This is a genomic window from Burkholderia sp. Bp9140, assembly GCF_003853425.1.
GTDB lineage: Bacteria > Pseudomonadota > Gammaproteobacteria > Burkholderiales > Burkholderiaceae > Burkholderia.
In genome coordinates, this window is the sequence record NZ_QTPQ01000002.1 from 118,041 (window position 1) to 141,752 (window position 23,712).

Annotated in this window: 24 protein-coding genes; 17 read left to right on the forward strand and 7 right to left on the reverse strand. The window is 68.1% G+C overall.

Annotation, left to right across the window (positions count from 1 at the left end):
- Positions 1-14: 14 nt before the first annotated feature.
- Complete coding sequence (gene polA / locus DIE21_RS02130; protein ID WP_124495572.1) at positions 15-2,768, reverse strand: DNA polymerase I; 2,754 nt, start codon at positions 2,766-2,768, stop codon at positions 15-17.
- Position 2,769: 1 nt separating this feature from the next.
- Between polA and DIE21_RS02135 the strand changes: the two genes are divergently transcribed.
- The 4 genes from DIE21_RS02135 to DIE21_RS02150 all read left to right on the forward strand — a co-directional run bounded on the left by DIE21_RS02135 (position 2,770) and on the right by DIE21_RS02150 (position 6,178).
- Positions 2,770-3,528, forward strand: coding sequence for a TIGR00730 family Rossman fold protein (locus tag DIE21_RS02135; RefSeq protein WP_124495574.1), 759 nt, complete (start codon positions 2,770-2,772; stop codon positions 3,526-3,528).
- 374 nt (positions 3,529-3,902) lie between these two features.
- Complete coding sequence (locus DIE21_RS02140; RefSeq protein ID WP_124495576.1) at positions 3,903-4,199, forward strand: hypothetical protein; 297 nt, start codon at positions 3,903-3,905, stop codon at positions 4,197-4,199.
- Positions 4,200-4,473: 274 nt separating this feature from the next.
- Positions 4,474-5,466, forward strand: a complete 993-nt coding sequence (locus DIE21_RS02145) for a GlxA family transcriptional regulator (protein ID WP_124495578.1) — start codon at positions 4,474-4,476, stop codon at positions 5,464-5,466.
- A gap of 148 nt (positions 5,467-5,614) precedes the next feature.
- Positions 5,615-6,178 (forward strand): Tautomerase enzyme, encoded by a 564-nt coding sequence (locus tag DIE21_RS02150; protein ID WP_124495580.1) that lies wholly within the window; start codon positions 5,615-5,617, stop codon positions 6,176-6,178.
- 27 nt (positions 6,179-6,205) lie between these two features.
- On the opposite strand, the gene DIE21_RS02155 is transcribed toward DIE21_RS02150, so the two are convergent.
- Positions 6,206-7,732 (reverse strand): AMP nucleosidase, encoded by a 1,527-nt coding sequence (locus tag DIE21_RS02155; protein ID WP_124495582.1) that lies wholly within the window; start codon positions 7,730-7,732, stop codon positions 6,206-6,208.
- A 140-nt stretch (positions 7,733-7,872) separates the two neighbouring features.
- On the opposite strand from DIE21_RS02155, the gene DIE21_RS02160 reads away from it, so the two are divergent.
- The 5 genes from DIE21_RS02160 (at position 7,873) to DIE21_RS02180 (ending at position 11,405) form a co-directional block, all read left to right on the forward strand.
- Positions 7,873-8,280, forward strand: coding sequence for a hypothetical protein (locus tag DIE21_RS02160; protein ID WP_124495584.1), 408 nt, complete (start codon positions 7,873-7,875; stop codon positions 8,278-8,280).
- Positions 8,281-8,386: 106 nt separating this feature from the next.
- On the forward strand, positions 8,387-9,385 hold the full coding sequence (locus tag DIE21_RS02165; RefSeq protein ID WP_124495586.1) for a homoserine kinase: 999 nt from the start codon (positions 8,387-8,389) through the stop codon (positions 9,383-9,385).
- The gene (locus tag DIE21_RS02170) at positions 9,376-10,185 is read left to right on the forward strand and encodes a BPSS1780 family membrane protein (protein WP_124495588.1); all 810 of its coding nucleotides are present in this window, start codon (positions 9,376-9,378) and stop codon (positions 10,183-10,185) included. Before DIE21_RS02165 ends, DIE21_RS02170 begins: the two co-directional genes overlap by 10 nt.
- A 180-nt stretch (positions 10,186-10,365) precedes the next feature.
- Entirely contained in the window at positions 10,366-10,818 is a 453-nt protein-coding gene (locus tag DIE21_RS02175; protein WP_124495590.1) for a MarR family winged helix-turn-helix transcriptional regulator, read from the forward strand.
- Positions 10,819-10,985: 167 nt separating this feature from the next.
- The gene (locus tag DIE21_RS02180) at positions 10,986-11,405 is read left to right on the forward strand and encodes an organic hydroperoxide resistance protein (RefSeq protein ID WP_011658280.1); all 420 of its coding nucleotides are present in this window, start codon (positions 10,986-10,988) and stop codon (positions 11,403-11,405) included.
- A gap of 113 nt (positions 11,406-11,518) precedes the next feature.
- Here the strand turns inward: DIE21_RS02180 and DIE21_RS02185 are convergent, their stop codons facing one another.
- Positions 11,519-11,695: a DUF3563 family protein gene (locus DIE21_RS02185; protein WP_006753395.1), complete on the reverse strand. Its 177-nt coding sequence runs from the start codon at positions 11,693-11,695 to the stop codon at positions 11,519-11,521.
- Positions 11,696-11,776: 81 nt separating this feature from the next.
- A complete protein-coding gene (locus tag DIE21_RS02190) occupies positions 11,777-12,886 on the reverse strand; it encodes a PHB depolymerase family esterase (RefSeq protein WP_124495592.1) in 1,110 nt (369 codons plus the stop codon).
- Positions 12,887-13,133: 247 nt separating this feature from the next.
- Here DIE21_RS02190 and DIE21_RS02195 point away from each other — a divergent pair, with 247 nt between their 5' ends.
- From DIE21_RS02195 to DIE21_RS02210, 4 genes are all read left to right on the forward strand, one after another.
- The gene (locus DIE21_RS02195; protein ID WP_124495594.1) at positions 13,134-13,832 is read left to right on the forward strand and encodes a phosphatase PAP2 family protein; all 699 of its coding nucleotides are present in this window, start codon (positions 13,134-13,136) and stop codon (positions 13,830-13,832) included.
- A gap of 136 nt (positions 13,833-13,968) precedes the next feature.
- Positions 13,969-14,766 carry a molybdate ABC transporter substrate-binding protein gene (modA, locus tag DIE21_RS02200; protein ID WP_124495596.1) on the forward strand — a complete coding sequence of 266 codons (798 nt, stop codon included), beginning with the start codon at positions 13,969-13,971 and terminating at the stop codon, positions 14,764-14,766.
- Positions 14,767-14,776: 10 nt separating this feature from the next.
- Positions 14,777-15,454: a molybdate ABC transporter permease subunit gene (gene modB / locus DIE21_RS02205; RefSeq protein ID WP_124495949.1), complete on the forward strand. Its 678-nt coding sequence runs from the start codon at positions 14,777-14,779 to the stop codon at positions 15,452-15,454.
- 106 nt (positions 15,455-15,560) lie between these two features.
- Positions 15,561-16,262, forward strand: coding sequence for a sulfate/molybdate ABC transporter ATP-binding protein (locus DIE21_RS02210; protein WP_124495598.1), 702 nt, complete (start codon positions 15,561-15,563; stop codon positions 16,260-16,262).
- Positions 16,263-16,454: 192 nt separating this feature from the next.
- Here the strand turns inward: DIE21_RS02210 and DIE21_RS02215 are convergent, their stop codons facing one another.
- From DIE21_RS02215 to DIE21_RS02225, 3 genes are all read right to left on the reverse strand, one after another.
- On the reverse strand, positions 16,455-17,294 hold the full coding sequence (locus DIE21_RS02215; RefSeq protein WP_124495600.1) for a TOBE domain-containing protein: 840 nt from the start codon (positions 17,292-17,294) through the stop codon (positions 16,455-16,457).
- 56 nt (positions 17,295-17,350) lie between these two features.
- Positions 17,351-18,976: a CHAD domain-containing protein gene (locus tag DIE21_RS02220; protein WP_124495602.1), complete on the reverse strand. Its 1,626-nt coding sequence runs from the start codon at positions 18,974-18,976 to the stop codon at positions 17,351-17,353.
- 138 nt (positions 18,977-19,114) lie between these two features.
- Positions 19,115-19,498, reverse strand: coding sequence for a tautomerase family protein (locus tag DIE21_RS02225; RefSeq protein WP_124495604.1), 384 nt, complete (start codon positions 19,496-19,498; stop codon positions 19,115-19,117).
- A gap of 109 nt (positions 19,499-19,607) precedes the next feature.
- Between DIE21_RS02225 and DIE21_RS02230 the strand changes: the two genes are divergently transcribed.
- The 4 genes from DIE21_RS02230 (at position 19,608) to DIE21_RS02245 (ending at position 23,697) form a co-directional block, all read left to right on the forward strand.
- Complete coding sequence (locus tag DIE21_RS02230; RefSeq protein ID WP_124495606.1) at positions 19,608-20,465, forward strand: LysR family transcriptional regulator; 858 nt, start codon at positions 19,608-19,610, stop codon at positions 20,463-20,465.
- Between the two features lie 41 nt (positions 20,466-20,506).
- The gene (locus DIE21_RS02235; RefSeq protein ID WP_124495608.1) at positions 20,507-21,430 is read left to right on the forward strand and encodes a DMT family transporter; all 924 of its coding nucleotides are present in this window, start codon (positions 20,507-20,509) and stop codon (positions 21,428-21,430) included.
- A 67-nt stretch (positions 21,431-21,497) separates the two neighbouring features.
- The gene (locus tag DIE21_RS02240; RefSeq protein WP_124495610.1) at positions 21,498-22,277 is read left to right on the forward strand and encodes a sensor histidine kinase KdpD; all 780 of its coding nucleotides are present in this window, start codon (positions 21,498-21,500) and stop codon (positions 22,275-22,277) included.
- Positions 22,278-22,353: 76 nt separating this feature from the next.
- Entirely contained in the window at positions 22,354-23,697 is a 1,344-nt protein-coding gene (locus DIE21_RS02245; protein ID WP_124495612.1) for a hemolysin family protein, read from the forward strand.
- Positions 23,698-23,712 lie beyond the last annotated feature (15 nt).

A 23,712-nucleotide genomic window follows, 5' to 3' on the forward strand; every position in this document is an offset into this window, starting at 1 on the left:
CGCGCGGGGGTGCGTCAGTGTGCCTCTTCCCAGTTCGCGCCGGCGCCCACTTCAGCAACCAGCGGCACCTTCAGCTTCGCCACACCGCACATCATTTCCGGCAGTTTCTCGCGCACGAGCGACAGTTCGTCGTCGGGCACCTCGAGCACCAGTTCATCGTGCACCTGCATGATCATCCGCGATGCGAGCCGGTCGCGCGTGAGCCAGTCGTCCACCGCGATCATCGACAGCTTGATCAGGTCGGCCGCCGTGCCCTGCATCGGTGCATTGATGGCCGCGCGCTCGGCGGCCTGGCGGCGCGGGCCGTTGCCGCCATTGATCTCCGGCAGCCACAGGCGGCGGCCGAAAACGGTTTCAACGTAGCCCTTCTCCTTCGCCACCGCACGCGTGTCTTCCATGTACTGCGCGACACCCGGGTAGCGCGCGAAGTAGCGGTCGATATAGAGCTTCGCCGCATCGCGCGTGATGCCGAGGTTCGACGCGAGGCCGAACGCGCTCATCCCGTAGATGAGCCCGAAGTTGATCACCTTCGCAATGCGGCGCTGGTCGGAGTTGACCTCCAGCGGTGTCACGCCGAACACTTCGGCCGCGGTTGCGCGGTGGATGTCCTCGCCTTGCGAGAACGCGCGCAGCAGCGACGCGTCGCCGGAAATGTGCGCCATGATCCGCAGTTCGATCTGCGAATAGTCGGCCGACACGATCCGGTGACCGGGCGATGCGATGAACGCCTCCCGGATCCGCCGGCCTTCGGCCGTGCGCACCGGAATGTTCTGAAGATTGGGGTCGTTCGACGCGAGGCGCCCCGTGACCGCGACGGCCTGCGCATAGTTGGTGTGCACGCGGCCCGTTTCCGGATTCACCATGCGCGGCAGCTTGTCGGTGTAGGTCGACTTCAGCTTCGACAGCCCGCGATGCTCGAGCAGCAGCTTCGGCAGCGGGTAATCCTCGGCCAGCTTCTGCAACACTTCTTCGTCGGTCGACGGTGCGCCGCTCGGCGTCTTCTTCACGACCGGCAACTGCAGCTTCTCGAAGAAGATCTGCCCGATCTGCTTCGGCGAACCGAGATTGAACTCGCCGCCGGCCAGTTCGTACGCCTGCCCTTCGAGCTCGATGAGCCGCGTCGCGATCTCGCTGCTTTGCGCCTGCAGGCGTGCGTCGTCGATCAGCACGCCGGTGCGCTCCATCTTGCGCAGCACGAGCGATACCGGCATCTCGATCTCGCGATACACGCGCTCGAGGCCCGCTTCGCGCGCGATCTGCGGATACAGCGCGTGATGAAGCTGCAGCGTGATGTCCGCATCTTCGGCCGCATACGCGGCGGCCTGCTCGAGCGCCACTTCGTCGAAGCCGATCTGCTTCGCGCCCTTGCCTGCCACGTCCTCGTACTTGATCGTCTTGACGCCCAGATGGCGCAGCGCGAGGCTGTCCATGTCGTGCGTGCGGTGCGATTCGAGCACGTACGATTCGAGCAGCGTGTCGTGCTCGATGCCGTTCAGCGCGATGCCGTAGTTCGCGAGCACCTGCGCGTCGTACTTCAGGTGCTGGCCGACCTTCTTGCGATCGGCCGATTCGAGCCATGGCTTCAGGCGCGCGAGCACGTCGTCGATCGGCAATTGCTCGGGCAGGTCGGGGCCGCGGTGCGCGACCGGAAGATACGCGGCCTTGCCCGGCTCGACCGAGAACGACAGCCCGACGAGCCGTGCGGTCATCGGGTCGAGCGACGTGGTTTCGGTGTCGAACGCGGTCAGTGCGGCCGCATCGATCCGCGCGAACCATGCGTCGAACTGTTCCCAGGTCTGGATCGTGTCGTATTCGCGGACGATGTCCGCCGCGACCACTTGTGCCGGCTCGCCTTCCGGCGCATCGGCGCCGCCGCCTTCGGCGGGCGCGCTCTCGACTTCGCGCAGCCACGTCTTGAAGCCGTAGCGTGCAAAGATGTCGCGCAGCAGGTCGCGTGCTTCGCCGTCCGTCTTCAGCGACGCCTCGATCGATTCGAGATGCGGCGCGAGATCGCAGGCCGTCTCGACGGTCACGAGCGTGCGGCCGAGCGGCAGGAAGTCGAGCGCGCGGCGCAGGTTGTCACCGACCACACCCTTGATCTCGCCCGCGTGTTCGATCACGCCGTCGAGGCTGTCGTATTGCGACAGCCACTTCACGGCCGTCTTCGGCCCGCACTTCTCGACGCCCGGCACGTTGTCGACGGTGTCGCCGATCAGCGCGAGGTAGTCGATGATCCGCTCGGGCGGCACGCCGAACTTCGCGATCACGCCATCGCGATCGAGCGTCTCGTTGGTCATCGTGTTGACGAGCGTGACGCGGTCGGTGACGAGCTGCGCGAGGTCCTTGTCGCCCGTCGACACGATCACGTTCATTCCGTGCCGCCCGGCTTCGCGCGCGAGCGTGCCGATCACGTCGTCGGCTTCGACGCCCTCGACCATCAGCAGCGGCCAGCCGAGCGCACGCACCGCGCCGTGGATCGGCTCGACCTGCAACGCGAGATCGGGCGGCATCGACGGACGGTTTGCCTTATAGTCGGCATAAAGGTCGTCGCGGAACGTCTTGCCCTTTGCATCGAACACGCAAGCGCTATACTCTGCACTGACTTCCTTGCGCATACGGCGCAGCATGTTGATGATTCCGTAGAGCGCTCCGGTCGGCTCCCCGCCAGGGCCACGCAAATCAGGCATCGCATGGTAAGCCCGATACAGATAGCTCGAACCGTCAACCAATAGCAGGGTCTTACCTTCCAGATTTCGTTCTTCAGGCATTATGAACAAGAGAAAAGTGATTCCGAGTCTGCGTTCGCTCGCAGATCAAGAACGCGCGACGGCCAAGAAGGCGCGCGCATCGTGGCAGATGTTCACGATTATGGCAGAGTTTATCGAGGCGACCGAGTACCTGTCGGAGATCCGCCCGGCCGTCAGCATCTACGGTTCTGCCCGTCTCAAGCCCGACACGCCGCACTACAAGCTCGCGGTGCAGATCGCGCGCAAGCTGTCCGACGCCGGCTTCGCGGTGATCTCCGGCGGCGGCCCCGGCATCATGGAAGCCGCGAACAAGGGCGCGCATGCCGGCAAGGCGCCGTCGGTCGGCCTGAACATCGAGCTGCCGCACGAGCAGGCCGGCAACCACTACCAGGACATCTCGCTGCGCTTCCGTCACTTCTTCACGCGCAAGGTCACGTTCGTGAAGAACTCGGATGCGGTGATCGTGATGCCGGGCGGTTTCGGCACGCTCGACGAGCTGTCCGAGGTGCTCACGCTGATCCAGACGAAGAAGTCGCGCCTCGTGCCGATCATCCTCGTCGGCAGCGAGTTCTGGAAGGGGCTGCTGCAATGGTTCCGCGACCAGTTGATCCCGAACGGGCTCATCAATGCGGAAGACATGGATCTCATGCAGGTGATCGACGATCCCGACCAGGTGCTCGACGCGGTGCTCGCATTCTACGAGGACAGCGGCGAGGAGGAAGGTGCGGACGCCGAGGGGCAGCCGCCGCGGCCCGAGGAAGACCGGATGTTCTACCTGTAATTCGCTCCGGCACCCCGCCTCTCGCGCGGCAGGCGCGGCGGTTCCGCCGCCTGCCGCGCGTCACTTTGTAACACGCTGTTAATTCCCCCACGCGGCCGCGCGCCGCCAAACGTCAAATCCGCGCGACAGGCGCCGCGACGCGCGTCACGACGGCCCGACCCGCGGCCCGCCATTGTCAAATCGCGTCGCGCGACAGGCGCTTCCGCTCGCGTCCAGACGTCAATTCACCGTAATAAACGCGGCTCGCCTTTTCCGCCGTGCCGCTGCACACTGCAATCAATCGGCGTCGGCGATCCCCCGGTGGAACGGTTCGCGGTTCGAAATCGCTCCGCTGCGTCGCGCCGACCTCTTCACAACGACATCAGGGAAAAAACATGAAGCGCTCGCTGATCGCTCTCGCCTTCACCGGCCTCGGCCTCTCGCTGTCCGGTCTCGCCCACGCCGTCAACGTCGACGTCAACATCGGCACGCCCGCGCCGGTCGTCGTGGCCCCCGCCCCCGTGCCCGTCGTGGTCGCACCGGCCCCCGCGATCATCGTCGGCTGGCACGGCGACCGCTACTGGGACGGCCGCCGCTACTGGGAGCGCCGCGAGTGGGACGATTATCAGCGCCATCGCGGTCACGGCGGATACCACTGCCCGCCGGGACACGCGAAGAAGGGCGAGTGCTGAACGACACGGCACGCGTCGCCTGACCGACCAAGGCCGCCCGCGCGCTTCGGCGCCGGGCGGCTTCGCCGTTTACCGGCAGCATGCGTCGCGAAACGATGCGCCGCCACGTGCGCGCAAACCTCGCGCCCGGGTACCGCCCGGCCGTTAGCCCGGCCATTAACGTCCGGCCGATCCGCGCTTACGCCGACGGTTCGTCCGGCTGGCCGATTCGTCCGCCGCGAGCGTTGAACTCCGATGATAGTATCGGCCCTGTACAAGGCCATTCCCGCCAGCCATGCCACTCATCCGGATCTGGGCAGTCGACCATGCGCTCGCGTCGGGCATCGCCGCCCCGACCGACATCCTCACGGCAGCCAATCATCTCGCCCCGTCGAGCCGCGCCGGCCACCCCCACACCCCGTTCCGCTGGCGCATCGAATCGATCGACGGCAAGCCGGTTCGCACGGCATCCGGCCAGAGCGTCCCGGTCGACGGGACGATCGACGGCAGCAGCGGCGCCGACGCGATCTGGCTCACCGCACCGTTCGTCGCCGACATCGAGCGGCTGCTCGCCCGCCCCACCCGGCTTGCGCCGCTGCTCGGCGCGCTGCGCCGTCAGCACGCGCGCGGCACGCTGATCGCGACCTACTGCACGGGCGCGTTCCTGCTGGCGGAAGCGGGACTGCTCGACGGCCGCGCCGCCACTACCCACTGGTCGAAGGCCGCGCGCTTCCAGGCCCGCTATCCGGACGTCGCGCTGCGTGCGTCGGACGTGCTGACCGAACAGGACGGCATTCTGTGCGGCGGTGCGATCACGTCGTACCAGAATCTGGCGCTGCGCATCGTCGACAGACTCGCGAACGCCCGCCTCGCCGCGTCCGTCGCCAAACTGATGTTGATCGACCTGCAGCGCGTTTCGCAGGATTCGTTCGTCGATTTCGCGCAACTGGAACACCCCGGGCACGACGACCCGGTCGTCGCACGCGCGCTGCGCTGGATGGAACGCCATCTGCGCGAGCCATTCAGCCTCGCCCGGCTGGGCGCGCACGTCGCGCTGAGCGAACGCACGCTCCATCGCCGTTTCAAGGATGCCGTCGGCACGCCGCCGCTCCGCTACCTGCAGACGCTCAGGATCGAGGTGGCGAAAAAGCTGCTGGCGGAAACGAAGCTCGGCATCGATGCGGTGTGCGAGCGCGTCGGCTATACCGACCTCAGCGGGTTTCGCCAGCTCTTCAAGCGCGAGACCGGCATCGCGCCAGGCGAATATCGGCGCCGCTTCACACGATAGCCGGCGACGCACGCATCGATCGCGATGTCGTAAATGGCATTGTCGAATGGCAGTTTCGCCACTTCGCGCAAGGGGAACGGCTTCCTACACTGGGTTCACGTCGCCCGTTCCCGGGCCGACGCCCGCTCAACCGAACCAGGACAACATCATGCCGATGATCGACGTCGCCATCCCCGCCGGCGCGCTCGCCCAGCACGCCGAAGCGCAATTGATGAACGAACTGACCACGATTCTGATTCGCCACGAAGGACTCGATCCGGACGATCCACGCGTGCGGGACGTCACGTGGATCTTCGTCCATCGGCCTGCGGCCGTGTATCGATCCGGCGCGCTCGCGTCCGCGCCGATCTACCGGATCGTGCCGACCGTGCCGGAAGGCCAGTACACGGACGCGGCGCGCGCCGGGCTGATCGCGGACGTGACGGCCGCCGTCGCACGCGCGGAAGGCGTGCCGCTCGACGCCATCGCGTCGCGCGTGTGGGTCATGCCGACGGAAATCGACGACGGCTGCTGGGGCAGTCGCGGCGTCGTACGCCGCCTGCCGGACATCATGGATTATTTCGGCGGAGCGCCGTTGCGCGCCGTCGGGGAACGGCGCCTTGCGATCAAGCGGCAGGCGGACGCGATCGGGATTCTGGAAGCGATGCTCGAGGCGCTACGTGACACGCATCGCGGCCTGTCGCTCGACCGCGCCGCCGAGCCTGCGCGCTGACCGCGCGCGCCGGCCGGCAAATCGCGCTTACTGGAACGCCACTTCCGCGAAGCTGCGCAGCTTGCGGCTATGCAGCTTGTCGAGCCCGTTCGTGCGCAGGATCTCCATCGCCTTCACGCCGATCTGCAGATGCTGGTCGACCTGCCCGCGATAAAACGTGTCGGCCATGCCCGGCAGCTTCAGCTCGCCGTGCAGCGGCTTGTCCGATACGCACAGCAGCGTGCCGTACGGCACGCGGAAGCGGAAACCGTTCGCGGCGATCGTCGCGCTTTCCATGTCGAGCGCGATCGCGCGGCTCTGCGACAGCCGCTGCACCGGCTCGCGATGATCCCGCAGTTCCCAGTTGCGGTTGTCGACGCTCGCGACCGTCCCCGTGCGCATCACGCGCTTCAGTTCGGCGCCTTCGAGCCGCGTGACCTCGGCCACCCCGCGCTCGAGCGCGAGCTGCACTTCGGCGAGCGCCGGGATCGGCACCCACAGCGGCAGGTCGGCGTCGAGCACGTGATCCTCGCGCACGTACCCGTGCGCAAGCACGTAGTCGCCGAGGCGCTGCGTGTTGCGCAGGCCCGCGCAGTGGCCGAGCATCACCCACGCGTGCGGACGCAGCACCGCGATGTGGTCGGTGATCGTCTTCGCGTTCGACGGACCGACGCCGATGTTGACCATCGTGATCCCGCTGCCGTCCGCGCGCTTCAGGTGATACGCGGGCATCTGCGGCAGGCGCGGCGGCGCGGCGCCCTCGCCCGGCTCGCTGCCGAGGTTCGCGTTGTACGTGACGACATCGCCCGGCTCGACGAACGCGCTGTACTGGCTGCGGTACTTGCGTTCCTCGGGATCGGTGCTCTCCGTCATCAGCGTGCGGCCGAGCTTCACGAATTCGTCGATATAGAACTGGTAGTTCGTGTAGAGCACATAGTTCTGGAAATGCGTCGGCGACGTCGCCGTGTAGTGGCGCAGCCGGTGCAGCGAAAAGTCGACGCGCGCGGCCGTGAACAGCGCGAGCGGATGCGGCTCGCCCGGCGCCGGCTCGAACGTGCCGTTGACGATCCGGTCGTCGAGGTACGACAGGTCGGGCGTGTCGAAGATGTCGCGCATCGCGAGCAGGCGGTCGCGGTCGAGCTCGCCTTCGAGGTGGATGCCTTCGGGGAACGCGAAGTGAATCGGAATCGGCTGCGACGAGACGCCGATCTCGATCTTCACATGGTGGTTCTTCGACAGCAGGCGCAATTGCTCACGATAGTAGTTCGCGAACAGGTCCGGACGCGTGACCGTCGTCTCGAACACGCCGGGGCCCGCGACGAAGCCGTACGAGCGGCGCGAATCGACGTGCGTGTTCACGTCGGTACGGATCCGCACGAACGGGTAGCACGCGCGCACGTGCTCGGTGATCTGTTCGTGGCGGCGATAACGCGCGAACGCATCGCGCAGGAAGCCCGTATTGGTGTCGTAGATGGCCGACAGCCGCGCGACGGCTGCGACGGAATCGTCGAATGCTTCGACGGGCGGGCTCTCGGGCGTCAGCACCCGGTGCCGGCGGCTCAAATCGTTCTTCATTTTCATCACCTCGTCTGATCGAACGACATTACCACGGAACCCGGTCACGCTCATGGCCGCCCGCTTGCATGCCGCTTGCACGCGAGGGCCGGGCAGCGCGCAGTATTTGCTAAAATCGGAAGGTTCACTGGAGACTCATCATGAAGCCGCTCATTCTCGTCGCCGCTGCCGCCGCGTTTGCTGGCACGTTTGCCGCTGCCGGCGCCGCCTACGCCGCCGGCAGCACGCCTGGCGCCGACGCACAGGCCCGGGCCGAGGCCAACGAGGCCGCCGGCCTGCCCGATCTCCGCAAGATCAACCGGCCGGGCGCCGAAGTCACGTCGAAAGTCGACTTCGCCGACATCCGCCGCACGCCGAGCTTCCATGAAAAGAGCAGGAACGGCACCGAGGTCACCGAGTATCGCGATCGCGGCAAGCCGGTCGAGATCAACGTGAAGTCGAACTTCGGCACGCGCTACCAGATGAGCTCGACGCCCGACACGTCGCCGAAGCCGCACGACGCGGGCGTCCCGATCACGCGCCTGCCGTCGGTCAACCTGCGCTACTGATTTCCTGCCGCGCCGCGCCGGTCCCGACGCGGCGCGCGGGCCCCCCTTCACCTCCTGTCGCGCTGCACGCCGCGCGCGTGCCGACAACTGACCAGACGCATCTCGCATGGCCGTTTTCACCGCTGTTTCCGACTCCGATCTCGCGCAATGGATGCGCCACTATGAACTGGGCGACGTGCTGGCGTTCCGCGGTATTCCGTCCGGTATCGAAAACAGCAACTTCTTCCTGACGACGACGCGTGGCGAGTACGTCCTGACGATCTTCGAAAAGCTGACGGCGGAACAGCTGCCGTTCTACCTCGACCTGATGCGCCATCTGGCGAGCCACGGCGTGCCGGTGCCGGACCCGATCCCGCGCGACGACGGCGCGCTGTTCGGCGAGCTGCACGGCAAGCCGGCGGCGATCGTCACGAAGCTCGACGGCGCGGCCGAACTCGCGCCGGGGGTCGAACACTGTATCGAAGTCGGACAGATGCTCGCCCGCCTGCACCTCGCGGGGCGCGACTATGCGCGCCATCAGCCGAACCTGCGCAGCCTGCCGTGGTGGCGGGAGAACGTCCCGGCGATCGTTCCGTTCATCTCCGACGCGCAGCGCACGCTGCTCGAGGGCGAACTCGCGCACCAGGCCGCGTTCTTCGCGTCGGACGACTACGCGGCGCTGCCGAGCGGCCCGTGCCACTGCGACCTGTTCCGCGACAACGTGCTGTTCGCGCACGCGGCACCCGGCACCGGTCATGACGTACGGCTCGGCGGTTTCTTCGATTTCTATTTCGCGGGCTGCGACAAATGGCTGTTCGACGTCGCGGTGACCGTCAACGACTGGTGCGTCGACCTCGCGACGGGCGTGCTCGACGTCGCGCGCGCCGACGCACTGCTGCGTGCGTACCAGACGGTCCGGCCGTTCACGGCCGAGGAGCGCCGCCACTGGAGCGACATGCTGCGCGCGGGCGCGTACCGCTTCTGGGTGTCGCGCCTGTACGACTTCTACCTGCCGCGCGCGGCCGAAATGCTCAAACCGCACGACCCCGGTCATTTCGAACGCATCCTGCGTGAGCGTATCGCCCACACGCCCGCGCTTCCCGAGACCCATACCGCATGCAACTGATCGAAGTGCCCGCGAAAGCGGGCTATGTCTGGTTCCGTCAAGGCGTCTGGCTGTTCCGCCGGAACCCGCTCGCGTTCATCACGCTGTTCTTCACCTACCTGCTGGCGATCACGCTGGTGTCGATGGTGCCGGTGATCGGCGCGGCGCTGCCGCTGCTGTTCATTCCCGGCATCGCCGTCGGCTTCATGGCCGCGTGCCGCGACACGGTCGCCGGCAAGCCGGTGATGCCGACGATCCTCATCGACGGGTTCCGCTCGTACGGCACCACGACGACGCAGCGGCTGCTCCTCCTGGGCGTGGTCTATGTCGCGCTGATGGTGCTGGTGTTCGCCGCGTCGTCCATCGTGGACGGCGGCGGGCTGCTCCAGATGATGCTGGGCGCGACGAGCGACGCGAGCCCGACGCCGGAAGCGCTTGCCACGCAGGGCACGCTCGGCGCGCTGCTGCTGGCGACACTGCTCTACGCGCCGGTCGCGATGCTGTTCTGGTTCGCGCCGGTGCTCACCGCGTGGCACGACATCCCGCCCGCCAAGGCGCTGTTCTTCAGCATCGTCAGTTGCTGGCGCAATCGCGGCGCGTTCGTCGTGTACGGGCTGCTGTGGTTCGGCGTCGCGCTCGGCACGTCGTTCGGCCTGTCGCTGCTGCTGCAGGCGCTCGGCGCCGGCGCCTATGGGCTGACGATCATGATGCCGGTGACGATCATCATCGTCACGATGATGTACTGCTCGTTCTACGCAACCTATCGCGGTTGCTTCGGCGTGCAGGAGCCGGGCGCCGCGACGCCCACGTCGGGCCGCTGAGGCCGACCTCGGCCGGCGCGTGCCGCCGGCCGTCCATCCTCCTCCCGGCCGGCCCGGCACCAGTCTCGCGGTCCCCGCTCGCGCCCGATGCCCGCACACCCGGCCCTGTTCAACCGGATCTTTTGCGCGCAAAATAATTTGTGTGCAAATCGTTAGCGCGTCCGCCGCGCCACCCGAATCATGGACCGCCTGCCCCCGCTGCCCCAGACGCTCGACGAGCAACTATGCTTCGCGCTCTACGCGACTTCGCATGCGATGACGAAGGCCTACAAGCCGTTGCTCGACAAGCTGTCGCTGACCTACCCGCAATATCTGGCGATGCTCGTCCTGTGGGAACGCGACGACATCGCGGTGAAGGACATCGCCGCCCGCCTCGACCTCGACCCGGCCACCGTCACGCCGCTGCTGAAGCGGCTCGAGGCGCTCGGCTACGTCGAGCGCGTGCGCAGCGCGACCGACGAGCGCGTCGTGAACGTGCGCGTGACGGCGGAAGGCCGCGCGCTGAAGGACAAGGCGCGCTCGGTACCCGCCGATCTCTTTTGCGCAATGCAGCAAACGCCCGAGTTCCTGGTCAGGCTGCGCGCGGATCTCCAGCAGCTGCGCGACGCGCTGTCGGCCGCCAACGAAGGCTGACGCACCGCTCGATCGCAAACGGGTCCGGCACTGCCGGCCCGTTTTTTTTAAAATTTCATTTGCGCACTAATCATTTGTGTTCTATATTTTCTCTCGTGGCCGGCGACATCCCGTCCGACCGGACCGCTTGACCGCTTTCCTCCCTTTCTTCCGACAGGAGCTGCACGATGAACATTCTGTACAAGACCAGCGCCACGAGCACGGGCGGCCGCGACGGCCGCGCGGTTTCCGCCGACAACAAGCTGGAAGTGAAGCTGGCCGCGCCGCGCGAGCTCGGCGGCACGGGCGCGGAAGGCACGAATCCGGAGCAGTTGTTTGCCGCAGGTTACTCGGCCTGTTTCCTGAGCGCGATGAAATTCGTCGCCGGCCAGAACAAGCAGACGCTGCCGGCCGACACGCAAGTGACCGCGGAAGTGGGCATCGGCCCGAACGACGCAGGCGGCTTCGGGCTCGACATCGAACTGCGCGTGTCGCTGCCGGGGCTCGACAAGGCCGATGCACAGGCACTGGTCGACAAGGCGCACCACGTGTGCCCGTACTCGAACGCGACCCGCAACAACGTGCCGGTGCGCCTGACGGTCGTCTGACGCGACGCGCGGCGCCGAATGCAAAAAGGGCGTGTGCGGCTGCCTGCCGCACACGCCCTTTTGCGTGATTCGCCGGACCGGCCGGCGAGCCGGCCCGTGCTGCGCTGCGCTGCTTAACGCGAGCCGAACGAGAACGGACGGTTCATCGCGGCTTCGCGATCGATCTTGCGCATGCGGAATTCGAGATCGTAGATGTCGGTTGCTTCGGACAGGTACGCATCGGCGCGCTCTTTTGCGGCCTTTTCAGCGTTCTTGGTCAGCATCAGGAAGAGGTGGCTCAGCAGGTACATGGTCGATCTCGCAATCCAAAGGTTCTTTGACTAGGGTTTTCCCGAATTATAGGGAAAACCCTAGCTTCTGGCTAGCGTCGATCAGACGGTGCGTCGTTCGGTCGCCACAGTGCGACGATTCTCTTCGAAAAAGGACCAGATCATCGTGCTCGCATCGGGGCCGACCGCCGCATGAAACGGCACCGCTTCGTCGCCGCCCGACCATGCATGATCGAGCCCTTTGACGTGGCAAAGCCGCACGACCGACTCGCCGTCGCGGCGCACGTCGGTGATCTGCGCGCCTGCCTCGCGCGTCTCCACGCGCTCGCCGCCGCGCAGTGCGCCGCGGCTGTCCGCGAGCCCGTTCAGGCGCATGAACTGCACCGTCAGCTGGTCGGCATTCTTCGGCGCGACGACATGGTCGCCGTCGCCTTGCACGATCAGCGCGGGCATGCCGGGATACCCACTGGCGTCGACCAGCGCGTCGATGGCCGCCGCCGGGTTCTGCCGCAGCCCGCGCCGCATCACGTCCATCGCGCTGATGCCGGAATTCGCCTCGCCGAGCGCGGGGCCCGAGTGCAGCGCCACCGCCGCGAAGCGGTCCGGATGGTGCAGCGCGAGCAGCGTCGCCAGGCCCGCGCCAGCCGACAACCCCGCGACGTAGACGCGCGAAGCGTCGAACCCGTGCTCGTCAACGAGCGCATCGACGAGCGATGCAACCGCACCCGCTTCGCCACGCCCCGCGCGGTCGGTATCCTCATACCAGTGCCAGCAGCCGTGCGCGTGCGCGCGCTGCGACTGCTCCGGATACAGCACCGCGAAGCCGTGCTTGTCGGCGAGCAGGTTCATCCGGGTGCCCTGCGCGAACTCGTCGACCGATTGCTGGCAGCCGTGCAGCATGACGACGAGCGGCATCGCGCCGCGCCGGTGGCCAGGCGGAACGTAAAGCCCGTATGCAAGCTGCTGGACGAGGCGGCCGAGCGCGGGCGCCATCGGATGCTCGCCGCGCGTCCATTCGCCGGCCGCCCAGGCGGCCGCGCGTGGCCGCACGCGCGACTCGCGCAGCGGGGACAGATCGGTTCCGGCGGGCGACGCTGCGGCTTCGAGCGTGTCGCGCGCGATCCGCTGTGCATCGCGCGTCGCACGCTTGGCGGCCGGAGACAGCATGCGTTTCATGCCGCCCAGCCATACTTTCGTCAGACTTTTGGTCATCGATCGGGCTCGCAGTCAGGAAAAATAGGGACACGATGCTGGGTGCATCGTTCGACTTTGTGCAATGCACCATAACATTGTTTCTGGGATTTTTCCTGCACGCGGATAGTTCCCCGCGGCGCAAAAACGGGCCTCGATCACACGCGGCGCTATACTGGGGGTTAGCCGCTTGTTTCCGTTGTAGTCGTTCTTTCCGGCTCGCGCGTTGATTTAAGCATTCGTCCCGCCTCTGCCCGTTCCCCTCCCGATGTTCGACCTGTCGTCTCACCTGTGGATCACGATCACCGCGTTCGGTGGCGCCGGCCTGACCTTGCCGCTCGCGATCACGATCGCCGTGTGGCTCGCGCTCGGCTACTCGTGGCAGCGCGCGGCCGCATGGCTCGGCGTGCTCGCGGCCGCGATCGGGATCGTCGCGCTCACCAAGATCGCGTTCCTCGGCTGGGGCATCGGCATCCGCTCGTGGGACTTCACCGGGTTCAGCGGCCACGCGATGCTGTCGACGTCGGTCTATCCCGTCGCGATCTTCCTCGCGCTGATCCGCACGCGCACGCCGGTGCGAATCGCCGGCATCGCGCTCGGGCTCGCGGCCGGCATCGCGGTCGGCGTGTCGCGCGTCGCGCTCGACGCGCATTCGCCGTCCGAATCGATCACCGGCTGCATCGTCGGCGCGATCGCCGCGCTGGCGTTCATCGCCGGCTCGTGGCACGCGGTGCCGCACCGCTGGTCGGTGGCGGCGGTCGTTGCGAGCCTCGTGCTCGTCACCGTCGCGCTGCACGGCATCACGGTGCCGTCGCACCAGTGGGTCACCAAGGTCGCGCTGGAGCTGTCGGGGCACGAGCGGCCGTTCGTCCGCGCCCGCTGGAAAGCCAATCCGAACTACCGGCCGGCGTCGCAGCCGGCGTCGCTGCACCGCACCGGGTCGTTGCTGCCGTCGCTGCACGCGTGACGGGCCGCACGCACGCCGCTCCCGCCGCCTTTCAAGGCTAAAGGTTTCATGCGCACCGTCGCATGAGCGGTATGTCGAGCGTTATAACCCGCCCTATATTACGATTATGGTTTTCAACCATTCAAACGACCAGACCATGCGCTCGACCGTCCGCCCGCTTCGCCGCACCCTGCTCCGCCTGTTGCCGCTCGCCACGCTTGCAGCGGGCATCGCGTTCAGCGCGCCGGCTTCCGCCGCCGACGAGCTGGTCGTGTCGGCGGCCGCGAGCCTGACGAACGCGTTCAAGGCCGTCGGCGACGCGTACCAGAAGCAGCATCCGGACGCCAAGGTGCTGTTCAACTTCGGCGCGTCCGACGTGCTGATGCAGCAGATCGCCAAGGGCGCGCCGGCCGATGTGTTCGCATCGGCCGACCAGAAGGCGATGGATCGCGCGGTCGGCGAAAAGGTCATCGTGCCCGGCACGCGTCGCGACTTTGCGGCGAATTCGCTCGTGCTGATCGTGCCGGCGGACAGCCACGCGGCCGCGCCGGCCTCGCTGAACGACCTGACGGCGCCCGGCGTGAAGCGCATCGCGTACGGCGACCCGGCGTCGGTGCCGGTCGGCCGCTATACGGAAGGTGCGCTGCGCGCCGCAGGCGTGTGGGATGCCGTCAGCGCAAAGGGCGTGCTGGCCGCCAACGTGCGCCAGAGCCTCGATTACGTCGCGCGCGGCGAAGTCGACGCGGGCTTCGTGTTCGGCACGGACGCGGCGATCATGCCGGGCCGCGTGAAGGTCGCGCTGACCGTGCCGACGCAGACGGCCATCACCTATCCGATCGCGGTGGTCAAGGACAGCCGCCATGCCGCGCAGGCGCAGTCGTTCATCGACTTCGTCGTGTCACCGCAGGGCCAGGCCGTGCTGTCGACATTCGGCTTCAAGCCCGCGGGCAAGTGAGCGCAACATGATGCAGGACGCCTGGGTACCGCTGCTGTTGTCGCTGAAGGTCGCCGGCTGGGCGACCGCGCTCGACATCGTGCTCGGCGTCGCCGCCGCCTTCATGCTCGCGCGCTGGCGCTCCCCGCTGCGCGACGTGGTCGATTCGCTGCTGACGCTGCCGCTCGTGCTGCCGCCGACGGTGCTCGGCTATTACCTGCTCGTGCTGCTCGGCCGGCGCGGCGTATTCGGCGCGTGGCTCGACACGCTCGGCATCGAACTCGTCTTCACGTGGCAGGGCGCGGTGATCGCATCGATGGTCGTCGCGTTCCCGCTGATCCTGAAGTCGGCACGCACCGCGTTCGAAAGCGTCGATCCGCATCTCGAGCGCGCGGCACGCACGCTCGGGCTCGGCGAAGCCGCGGTGTTCTTCCGCGTGACGCTGCCGCTCGCCATGCGCGGCATCCTGGCCGGCGCGTTGCTCGCCTTCGCGCGCGCGCTCGGCGAATTCGGCGCGACGCTGATGATCGCCGGCAACCTGCCCGGCCGCACGCAGACGCTGTCGGTCGCGATCTATGCGGCGGTGCAGGCCGGCGACGACAACACGGCCAACTTCCTCGTGCTGGTGACGTCGATCACCTGCGTGCTCGTGCTGCTCGCGACCGGCTGGCTCGTGCCGTCGCGCGCCGGGCGGAGCCAGCTGACATGACGCGCGCGCCGCATCCGTGCCGCTGCGCCTCACCGGTCGCGGCAAAATGCCTTCCCGTCGCGCGGGCGGTTTCCCGCACGCGCGGCGCGGCACGACGGAGGCCCGCATGAGTGTCGCCGTCGATATCCGCAAGACCTACGCGAACGCCGAGCGCCGCTTCACGCTCGACGTGTCGTTCACGGCCACCACGCAGCGCGTCGTGCTGTTCGGGCCCTCCGGCGCGGGCAAGAGCATGACGCTGCAGGCGATTGCCGGCCTGCTGTCGCCCGACGAAGGCACGATCACGCTGAACGACGAACCGCTGTTCGATTCCGCGCGCGGCATCGACGTGCCGACCCGTGCGCGCCGCGTCGCGTACCTGTTCCAGGACTACGCGCTGTTTCCGCACCTGAACGTGCGCCAGAACATCGCGTTCGGGCTCACGCCCGGCCTGCGCAACCCGCGTGCGAAGACGGTGCTGCCCGAAGTCGCGTACTGGCTGCAGGCGTTCGAACTCGACACGCTCGCCGGGCAATTCCCGTCGCAGTTGTCGGGCGGACAAAAGCAGCGCGTCGCGCTGGCCCGTGCGCTGGTCGCCCAGCCGCGCATCCTGCTGCTCGACGAGCCGTTCGCGGCGCTCGACAGCACGATGCGCCAGCGCATGCGCCACGAGCTCGCCGAACTGCAGGCGCGGCTCGATATCCCGATGATGCTCATCTCGCACGACCCCGACGACGTCGCCGCGTTCGGCGACCAGGTCGTGCAATTGAACGAAGGACGCGTGCAGGCCGCAACACCGCACGCCGAGTGGCCGACGCGCGTCACCTGAGCGCGCGAAGGCCGTGGCCCCTCGTGGCCACGTTGGAGCCTGAGAGACGCCGCACCGGCGGCACACGCTGGAACCAGCTGGAACAAGCTGAAAAGGGGATCGAAGCCGACGCCTCGTGCACGATGCGCGGCGCCGGTTTCGCCTCGTCCGCGCGCGGCCGCCGCCTGAATGGGCGCGCGCCGCCGCGCGCGGTCAGCCCGTCACCGCGAGAATCACGCTCGATGCCTTGAACAGCCCGATCGCGCGCCGGCCGGCGTCGAGTTGCAACGCGCCGACACTGTCGTTCGTCACCACGGCCGTGAGCGTCCCGCCGCCGTCGAGCGCCAGCGTCACCTCACTGTTCACCGCGCCCGCCGCGACGGTTTCGACCGTCCCGTGCAGCTGGTTGCGCGCGGATACCTTCAAGGTCGCTTCGGCTGCATCGTCGACCGCCAGCACGACCCACGACGCCTTCACGAGCGCGCATGCATCCGCCCCCGGCTCCAGGCCGAGCGCGTCGGCGCTTTCGTGCGTGAGCACCGCGACGATGACCTGCCCGCCGGGCAGCACGAGCGTCACCTCGTCGTTCACCGTGCCGCGCACGATCGACTCGACCTTGCCGAACCACTGGTTGCGCGCGCTCGTCTTCATCCCGATCCGGCCGATCAGCGCCCAGTCGACGTCGAAGCCGGACACCGCCGCGCTCGCGGCGTCGATGAAGCGGCGATGCTCGCGCTCGATCGTGCGGAACGCGGCGATCAGCGACGTCGCACGCGGCGTCAGCGTCGTGCCGCCGCCGCCCTTGCCGCCCGTCGAACGCGTCACGAGCGGCTCGCCGGCCAGGTTGTTCATCGTGTCGATCGCATCCCACGCGGCCTTGTAGCTGAGGCCGACGGCCTTTGCCGCACGCGTGATCGACCCGGTATCGCCGATCGCCGCGAGCAGCGCGATGCGGGTGGCGCCGCCGAGCGTCTGCTGGCCCGCGCGCAACCACAGTTCGCCGGCCAGTTCGAGCGGTCCGGCGGAGGAGGAAGGAGGCGTCGCGTCGCTCATCGGTCTGTCTGAAGAAAACGGGGGGCCATTATAGGGATCGCGCGCCGCTCAACGCATCACCGCGGCTTGCCGTCGAGCTTCGGCGGGCGCAGGCTCGCGAGCAGCGCCTCGGCGTCGCTCGCCGCGCGTTGCTCGAGCGCGGCACCGTAGCCGCGCACGAAACCGCGCTGGTACGCGGGCGCCGCCAGGTGCTCGAGATGATGCAGCGCGACCATCGTGTCGTTCGCCTCACCGAGCACGCTCTGCACGCGCGCGAGCGTCTTGACCGTTTCGGTGCGCGTGCGGCGCGAGGCCAGCGACGCGAAGAATTCCAGCGCGTAGCGCAGCCGCTTCGCGTCGATCCGCACCTGGTGCCGCGCGGCCGTATCGAGCGACGTGAGCGACGGCGATGCATACAGATGACCGAACAGCCGCCGCACGCGCCTGGTCGCGTGACGCCGCAGCGACGGCGCGTCGTCGTCGCCGGCAGCCGGCGGCAGCGCGAACGTGCTCAACCATTCGAGCCAGCCGAGCGTCAGTCGCGCATAGCGCGCCGAATGCAGCGCCTGGCGCAACTCGACGCGCGCCGCCGTCGCCTGCGCGCGCGCGGCGTCGAGCGTGCCGTCCCAGTCGACGCTGCCGCCGTCGGCCGCGATCAGCGCGGGCAGGCTTTCGGTCGAGAACACATCCCAGTCGCGCACGGTGCCGAGCAGCGAGGCGAGCCAGCGCAGGTCGACACCGAAGGTATCCGTCCACTGATCATCCGCGAAGCGCGGAAAGAAGCGCACCAGCGTGCGCAGCCGGCGCAGCGCGACACGCATCTGGTGCACGAATTCGGGATCGTCGCGATCCAGCACGCCGCTCTCGTTGCCGAGCCATTGCGCCGCGATGTCGCCAGACAGCGCGAACAGCGCGGCCCGCTGCGTGCGGATGCCGGCCAGGTCGACGAGCTGCGCCTTGACCGGCCGAGGGGCGTCAGGCTCGCCCGCGCACGCGCGATCGATCACGCTGGTCAGTTGCACGAACGCGGGCCATGCGCCGCTGAGCTCGCGCGCGGCGGCGAACAGCGCGCGCAGCGCGGCCGTGCGTGCGGCGACGGTTTCCCAGTCGGGCGCCGCAAGGCGCAGTTCGACATGGCGGCGCGGCGACTCGGTGCCGCCGTGCAGCGTGACGTCGTCGAGCGTCATCTCGACCACCACGCCGCTGTCGTCCGCCCATCGCCCGCGCCGCCGCTCGCTGACGAGCCTCGGCGGTGCCGGCCCGGACGATGCGGCGACCGCCGCTTCGTCAACGGGGCCGGGCGTCACGCCCTCGCCCGCCGTGTCTGCCGATTCCGCATCCGCTTGCGCCGCGGGCGCCGGCGTGGCCACGGCGATGCCGGCATGCTCGGCGTCGAACAGCTCGCGCGCCACGACGCCGGGCGCGAATCGCTTCGTGCGGGATGCAACGACACGCCGCCCTTGCACGTTCGACTCGATCCACGTCCACCAGCACTCGCCGGGGCTCGGCTCGGCCTCCTCGACCTGGCACGGCTCGATCGTCACACGCTCGTGGCCGCGCCGCATCCGCACCTGCGGACAGATCCGCCACGCACGGACGAGTTCAGCGCCGAAGTCGCGCTGCTCGCCACGAACCGGGCTTCCCGTCTTGACCGGCCAACCTTCCAGCGACAGACACAACACGACTTCAAGCACACGCGACATGGAGGCTCCCGCACATGAAGAATCGCCGGCGCATCCTGCGTGCCAGCGTCGCCCGTGAAGCAGCTTCCATAGTACACGGCGCAAAAGCGCGCGGGCGACGATCCGGCCCTGCCACGCCGTCGCGCATCGAACGACGTATCAGGCGACGTATTGCGCGATGCCGTTGCCGAACGACCAGTCTTCCTTCAGCACTTCGACAAGACTGATGAATACGTCCTGCTGGCGCACGCCGGGCTGCCGCGCGAGGTTCTCGGCGATGGTCCGGTACAGCGCCTGTTTCTGCTCGAGCGTGCGCGTGTTGTTCGCGGTGATCTGGATCATCACGAGATCGTCGCTGCGTTCGATGTCGAGGTAATGGCGGCCGAAGACGAAGTTCTCGGCCGGGTGCTCGGTCACGACCATGAAGATGTCGTCCTCGGGCACGTTGAACGTGTGCATCAGCGCGCGATGCACGCCGTCGACGAGCGCCGCGCGGTAGGCGGCCGGTTTGCCTTCGCGCACTGCGATCCGGGTGAATGGCATGGTCCTGCTCCTTTCGGTGACGTTGAAAAACGGGAACGCGACGTCAGGTTAGGCGTGCACGACTATAATTAACAGTCATCAATCGATATTTCATTCATTTACGATAGAAATGAAAGTCCTCGACCTCGATGCGGTGCGCGCGTTCGTGCTGGTCGCCGATCTCGCGAGCTTCACGCGCGCGGCCGACGCGCTCGGCACCACGCAGTCGGCCGTCAGCCTGAAACTGAAGCGGCTCGAAGCGCACCTCGGCAAGCCGCTGCTCGCGCGCACGCCGCGCGTCGTCAAGCTGGCGGCGGACGGCGAAAACTTCCTGCCGGCCGCCCGGGCGCTGCTCGACGCGCACGACCAGGCGCTCGGCGCGATTTCGGCCGGCACGCACCGCCTGTCGCTCGGCGTCAGCGAGCATGTCGCGGTGCCCGACCTGCCGGCCGTGCTGACGAGCCTGCATCGGCAGGATCCCGGGCTGTCGCTGGAGATGCATCTGGGGATGTCGTCGAGCCTGCTCGTGCAGTACGACGAACGCCGGCTCGACGCGGCGATCGTGCGGCACGAACCGGGCGAGGATCCCCCGCGCGACGACTGCACGCTGCTGTTTACCGAACCGCTCGCATGGCTCGCCGCGCCCGACTGGGCGCCACGGGCAGGCGAACCGCTGCCGCTCGCGGTGCTGGCCGGGCCGTGCGGCGTGCGGGCCGCCGCGCTGCGGGCGCTCGAGCATGCAGGGCGGCCGTGGCGCGAGCGCTTTACGGGCGGCGGCGTTGCCGCGGTCACGGCCGCCGCCGCGGCCGGGCTCGCGGTCTGTCCGCTGGCCCGGCGCGTCGCACCGCGCACGCTGGTCGACGTCGGCGTGAAATTCGGCCTGCCGCCGCTGCCGCACTCGCGGGTCGTGCTGTATTCGCGCGTGCGCGACACCCGCGCGGCGGCCGCACTGCGCAGGTTTTCCGACAGCATTGCAATCTCGGCGTAAACTAAGCGGTTTCGCCGCCCGCAATCTCCTGACGAATGCCGATGAAGCCCGAAGCCCGCAAGCACCTCCACGCCAACCTGCTGATGCTCGCCGCCGCCGCGATCTGGGGCTCGGCGTTCGTCGCGCAACGGCTGAGCCTCGACGTGATCGGACCGTTCCTGTTTACGGGGCTGCGCTTCCTGCTCGGCGCGCTGGTGCTGATCCCGCTGCTGGCGCTCAATGCGGCGTCGCGCGCGCAGTTGGCGGCGATTCGCCGCGAGCCGGCGCTGCTGGTGCCTGGCCTCGCGCTTGGCGGGCTGCTCGCCGTATCGATCTCGCTGCAGCAGTTCGGCCTGCAGTACACGCGGGTCGCGAACGCGGGCTTCATCAGCTCGCTGTACGTCGTGATCGTGCCGCTGATGGGCGTGTTCGTCCGCCACCGGATCGGCGCCGGCACGTGGTTCGGCGCGCTGCTCGCGGCGATCGGCCTGTATTTCCTCAGCATCGACGAGCATTTCTCGGTGCTCTACGGCGATTGGTTCCAGCTCGCGGGCGCGGTCGTCATCGCCGCGCACGTGATGGCCGTCGGCCATTTCGCGAAACGGCACGATCCGCTCGTGCTCGCTTTTCTGCAGTTCGTCACGTGCGGCGTGCTGTGTCTCGCGGCCGGCCTCGTGATCGAGCCGATCAGCGTCGCGATGCTGCGCAGCGCGCTGCCGACACTGCTGTACGGCGGGCTGCTGTCGGTCGGCGTCGCCTATACGCTGCAGGTCGTCGCTCAGCGCGATGCGGCGCCCGCGCATGCAGCCGTGATCTTCAGCATGGAAGGCGTGTTCGCGGCCATCGCAGGCTGGGCCGCGCTCGGCGAGATGCTGACGCTGCGCGCGCTGGTCGGCTGCGCGCTGATGCTGGCCGGCCTGCTCGCCTGCCAGTTGCTGCCGAACGGCGACGCCCGGAAAAAGGACGAGGACGCGCTGCCGGCGTGACATGCGCGATCCCTATAATGGCGGTTCGCGTGTTTTTCATGCCAACCGCTTCCGACAGGCCAGCTCCGTGACGTCCATTCCCGCCGATCCCGCCGCCGACCTGCTGCGCGAACGCGCAGCGCACTATGCCGCCGAGGCCGCGCTGTTCCTGCGCGACCAGGCGCTTTCCACCGCATCGCACGACCTGCGCAGCCCGCTGAACGCAATGCACAGCTGGGCGTATGTGCTCGAGCGCCAGCTCGCCAGCGCCGACCCGAACCTGCAGCGCGCGCTCGCGGGCATCCGCACGGGGATCGACCAGCAGGTCGCGCTGATCGACGACGTGCTCGACGCGCCGCGCGCGCAAACGCGCGCGCTCGCGATCACCGCGCAGCCGTTCGCGCTGCGCCCGCTGCTCGACGACACGCTCGCCCTGGTGCGCTTCGCGCTCGCCGACGCACGGCAGGTGAGCCTCGATGCGACGCTGCCCGACGGCGAGCCGTCACTGACCGCCGATCGCGAGCGCATCGCGCAGGCGCTCTGGACGATGCTGACGACAGCCGTCGAAGCCAGCGCCGCCGGCGGCCGCGTGACGTTCGCGTGCACGCGCGACGGCGCGCTGTGCGCCGCGCAGGTCACCTGCGACGTGAGCGCCGGCGCCCTTGCCGACCCGGCGCTGCCGCACGCCTTCGAATCGTTCGCACGCCACGAGATGCTGCGCCCGCGCGACGCGAAGCGCGTCGCCTGGACGCTCGCGCTGTGCCAGCGTGTCGCGCTCGCGCACGCCGGCACCTTCACGCACGCCCCGTTCGCCGACGGCGCCGCCGTCACCCTCTCGCTCTCCGTCCCCTGCGAGGCGCCGGTGTAAGCAACCGGCCGCCCGACACATTACATTTTCCTTTCTGGCCCTATACTGTCGGGCCTGTCATGACTGGAGCGATTCCTTGTTACAGATCTTCGCGCTCATCGGCGCGTTGTTCCTGGTGGCCCTGAACGGGTTCTTCGTCGCAGCCGAATTCGGCCTCGTCAAACTGCGCGCGACGCGCGTCAAGACACTTGCCCGCAAGCACGGCCTGCGCGGGCGCATCCTCGCCATCGTGCACGGCCGGCTCGACGCGTATCTGTCCGCGTGCCAGCTCGGCATCACGCTCGCGTCGCTCGGCCTCGGCTGGGTCGGCGAGCCGGCGTTCGCGGAACTGATCGGCCCGCTGCTCGACCTGATCGGCGTGCAGTCCGAACGCATCGTGCACCTGATCTCGCTCGTGTTCGCGTTCTCGCTGATCTCGTTCCTGCACATCGTGGTCGGCGAACTCGCGCCGAAATCGATGGCGATCCGCCAGTCGGAGAAGGTCGGCCTGTGGGTCGCACTGCCGCTGTACGCGTTCTACTGGGCGATGTACCCGGCGATCTGGGTGCTCAACACCAGCGCGAACGCGGTGCTGAAGCTCGCGGGGCTGTCGGCCGACCACGGCGGCGATGCGCACTACTCGACCGACGAGCTGAAGCTGATCCTGCGCAGCCGCCGCAGCACGGCCGGCAACACGGCCCAGCCGGCGCGCGGCACGTACACCAACGACGAGTGGAACACGCTCGCGCATTCGCTCGATTTCTCGTCGATGACGGTGTCGGACCTGATGCGGCCGGCGCATGAAATGATCGGCCTGCGCCGCGACCTGCCGCTGCCCGACAACATGGAAATCGTCGCGCGCCACCGCTTCAGCCGCTATCCGCTGTTCGAGGATACGGCGCGCGAACAGGTAAGCGGGCTGATCCACCTGAAGGACCTGCTGCTCGCGCGTCACGCGGGCGCGGCGCTCGAGGACCTGTCCGACTACGTGCGCCCGGTGCAGTACGTGAAGCCCGACACGCCGGCGCTGGAGCTGTTCCGCCGCTTCCGCAAGGGTGCGCCGCACTTCGCGCTGGTCGGCAACAAGGGCGAGAAGCCGATCGGCTTCCTGACGCTCGACAACCTGCTCGGCGCGCTGGTCGGCCAGATCCACGACGAGTTCCGCCAGGGCGACGCGGACTGGACCCGCCTCGACGACGGCACCCTGATGGGCAAGGGCAGCCTGCCCGTCGTGTCGCTCGAGCAGGCGCTCGGCATCGACATCGACGAAGGGCGCGCGGAGTCGGTCGGCGGCCTCGTGATCCAGGCTTTGAGCGATTTGCCGACCGAAGGACAGCGCGTGTCGTTCGATCGCTTCGACGTCGTCGTGAAAAAGATGAACGGGCCGCGCATCGTGCTGGTGCGCGTCTATCCGAAGATCGCGAAGGAGGCCGACGAATGACGGCCGCCGCTCGCC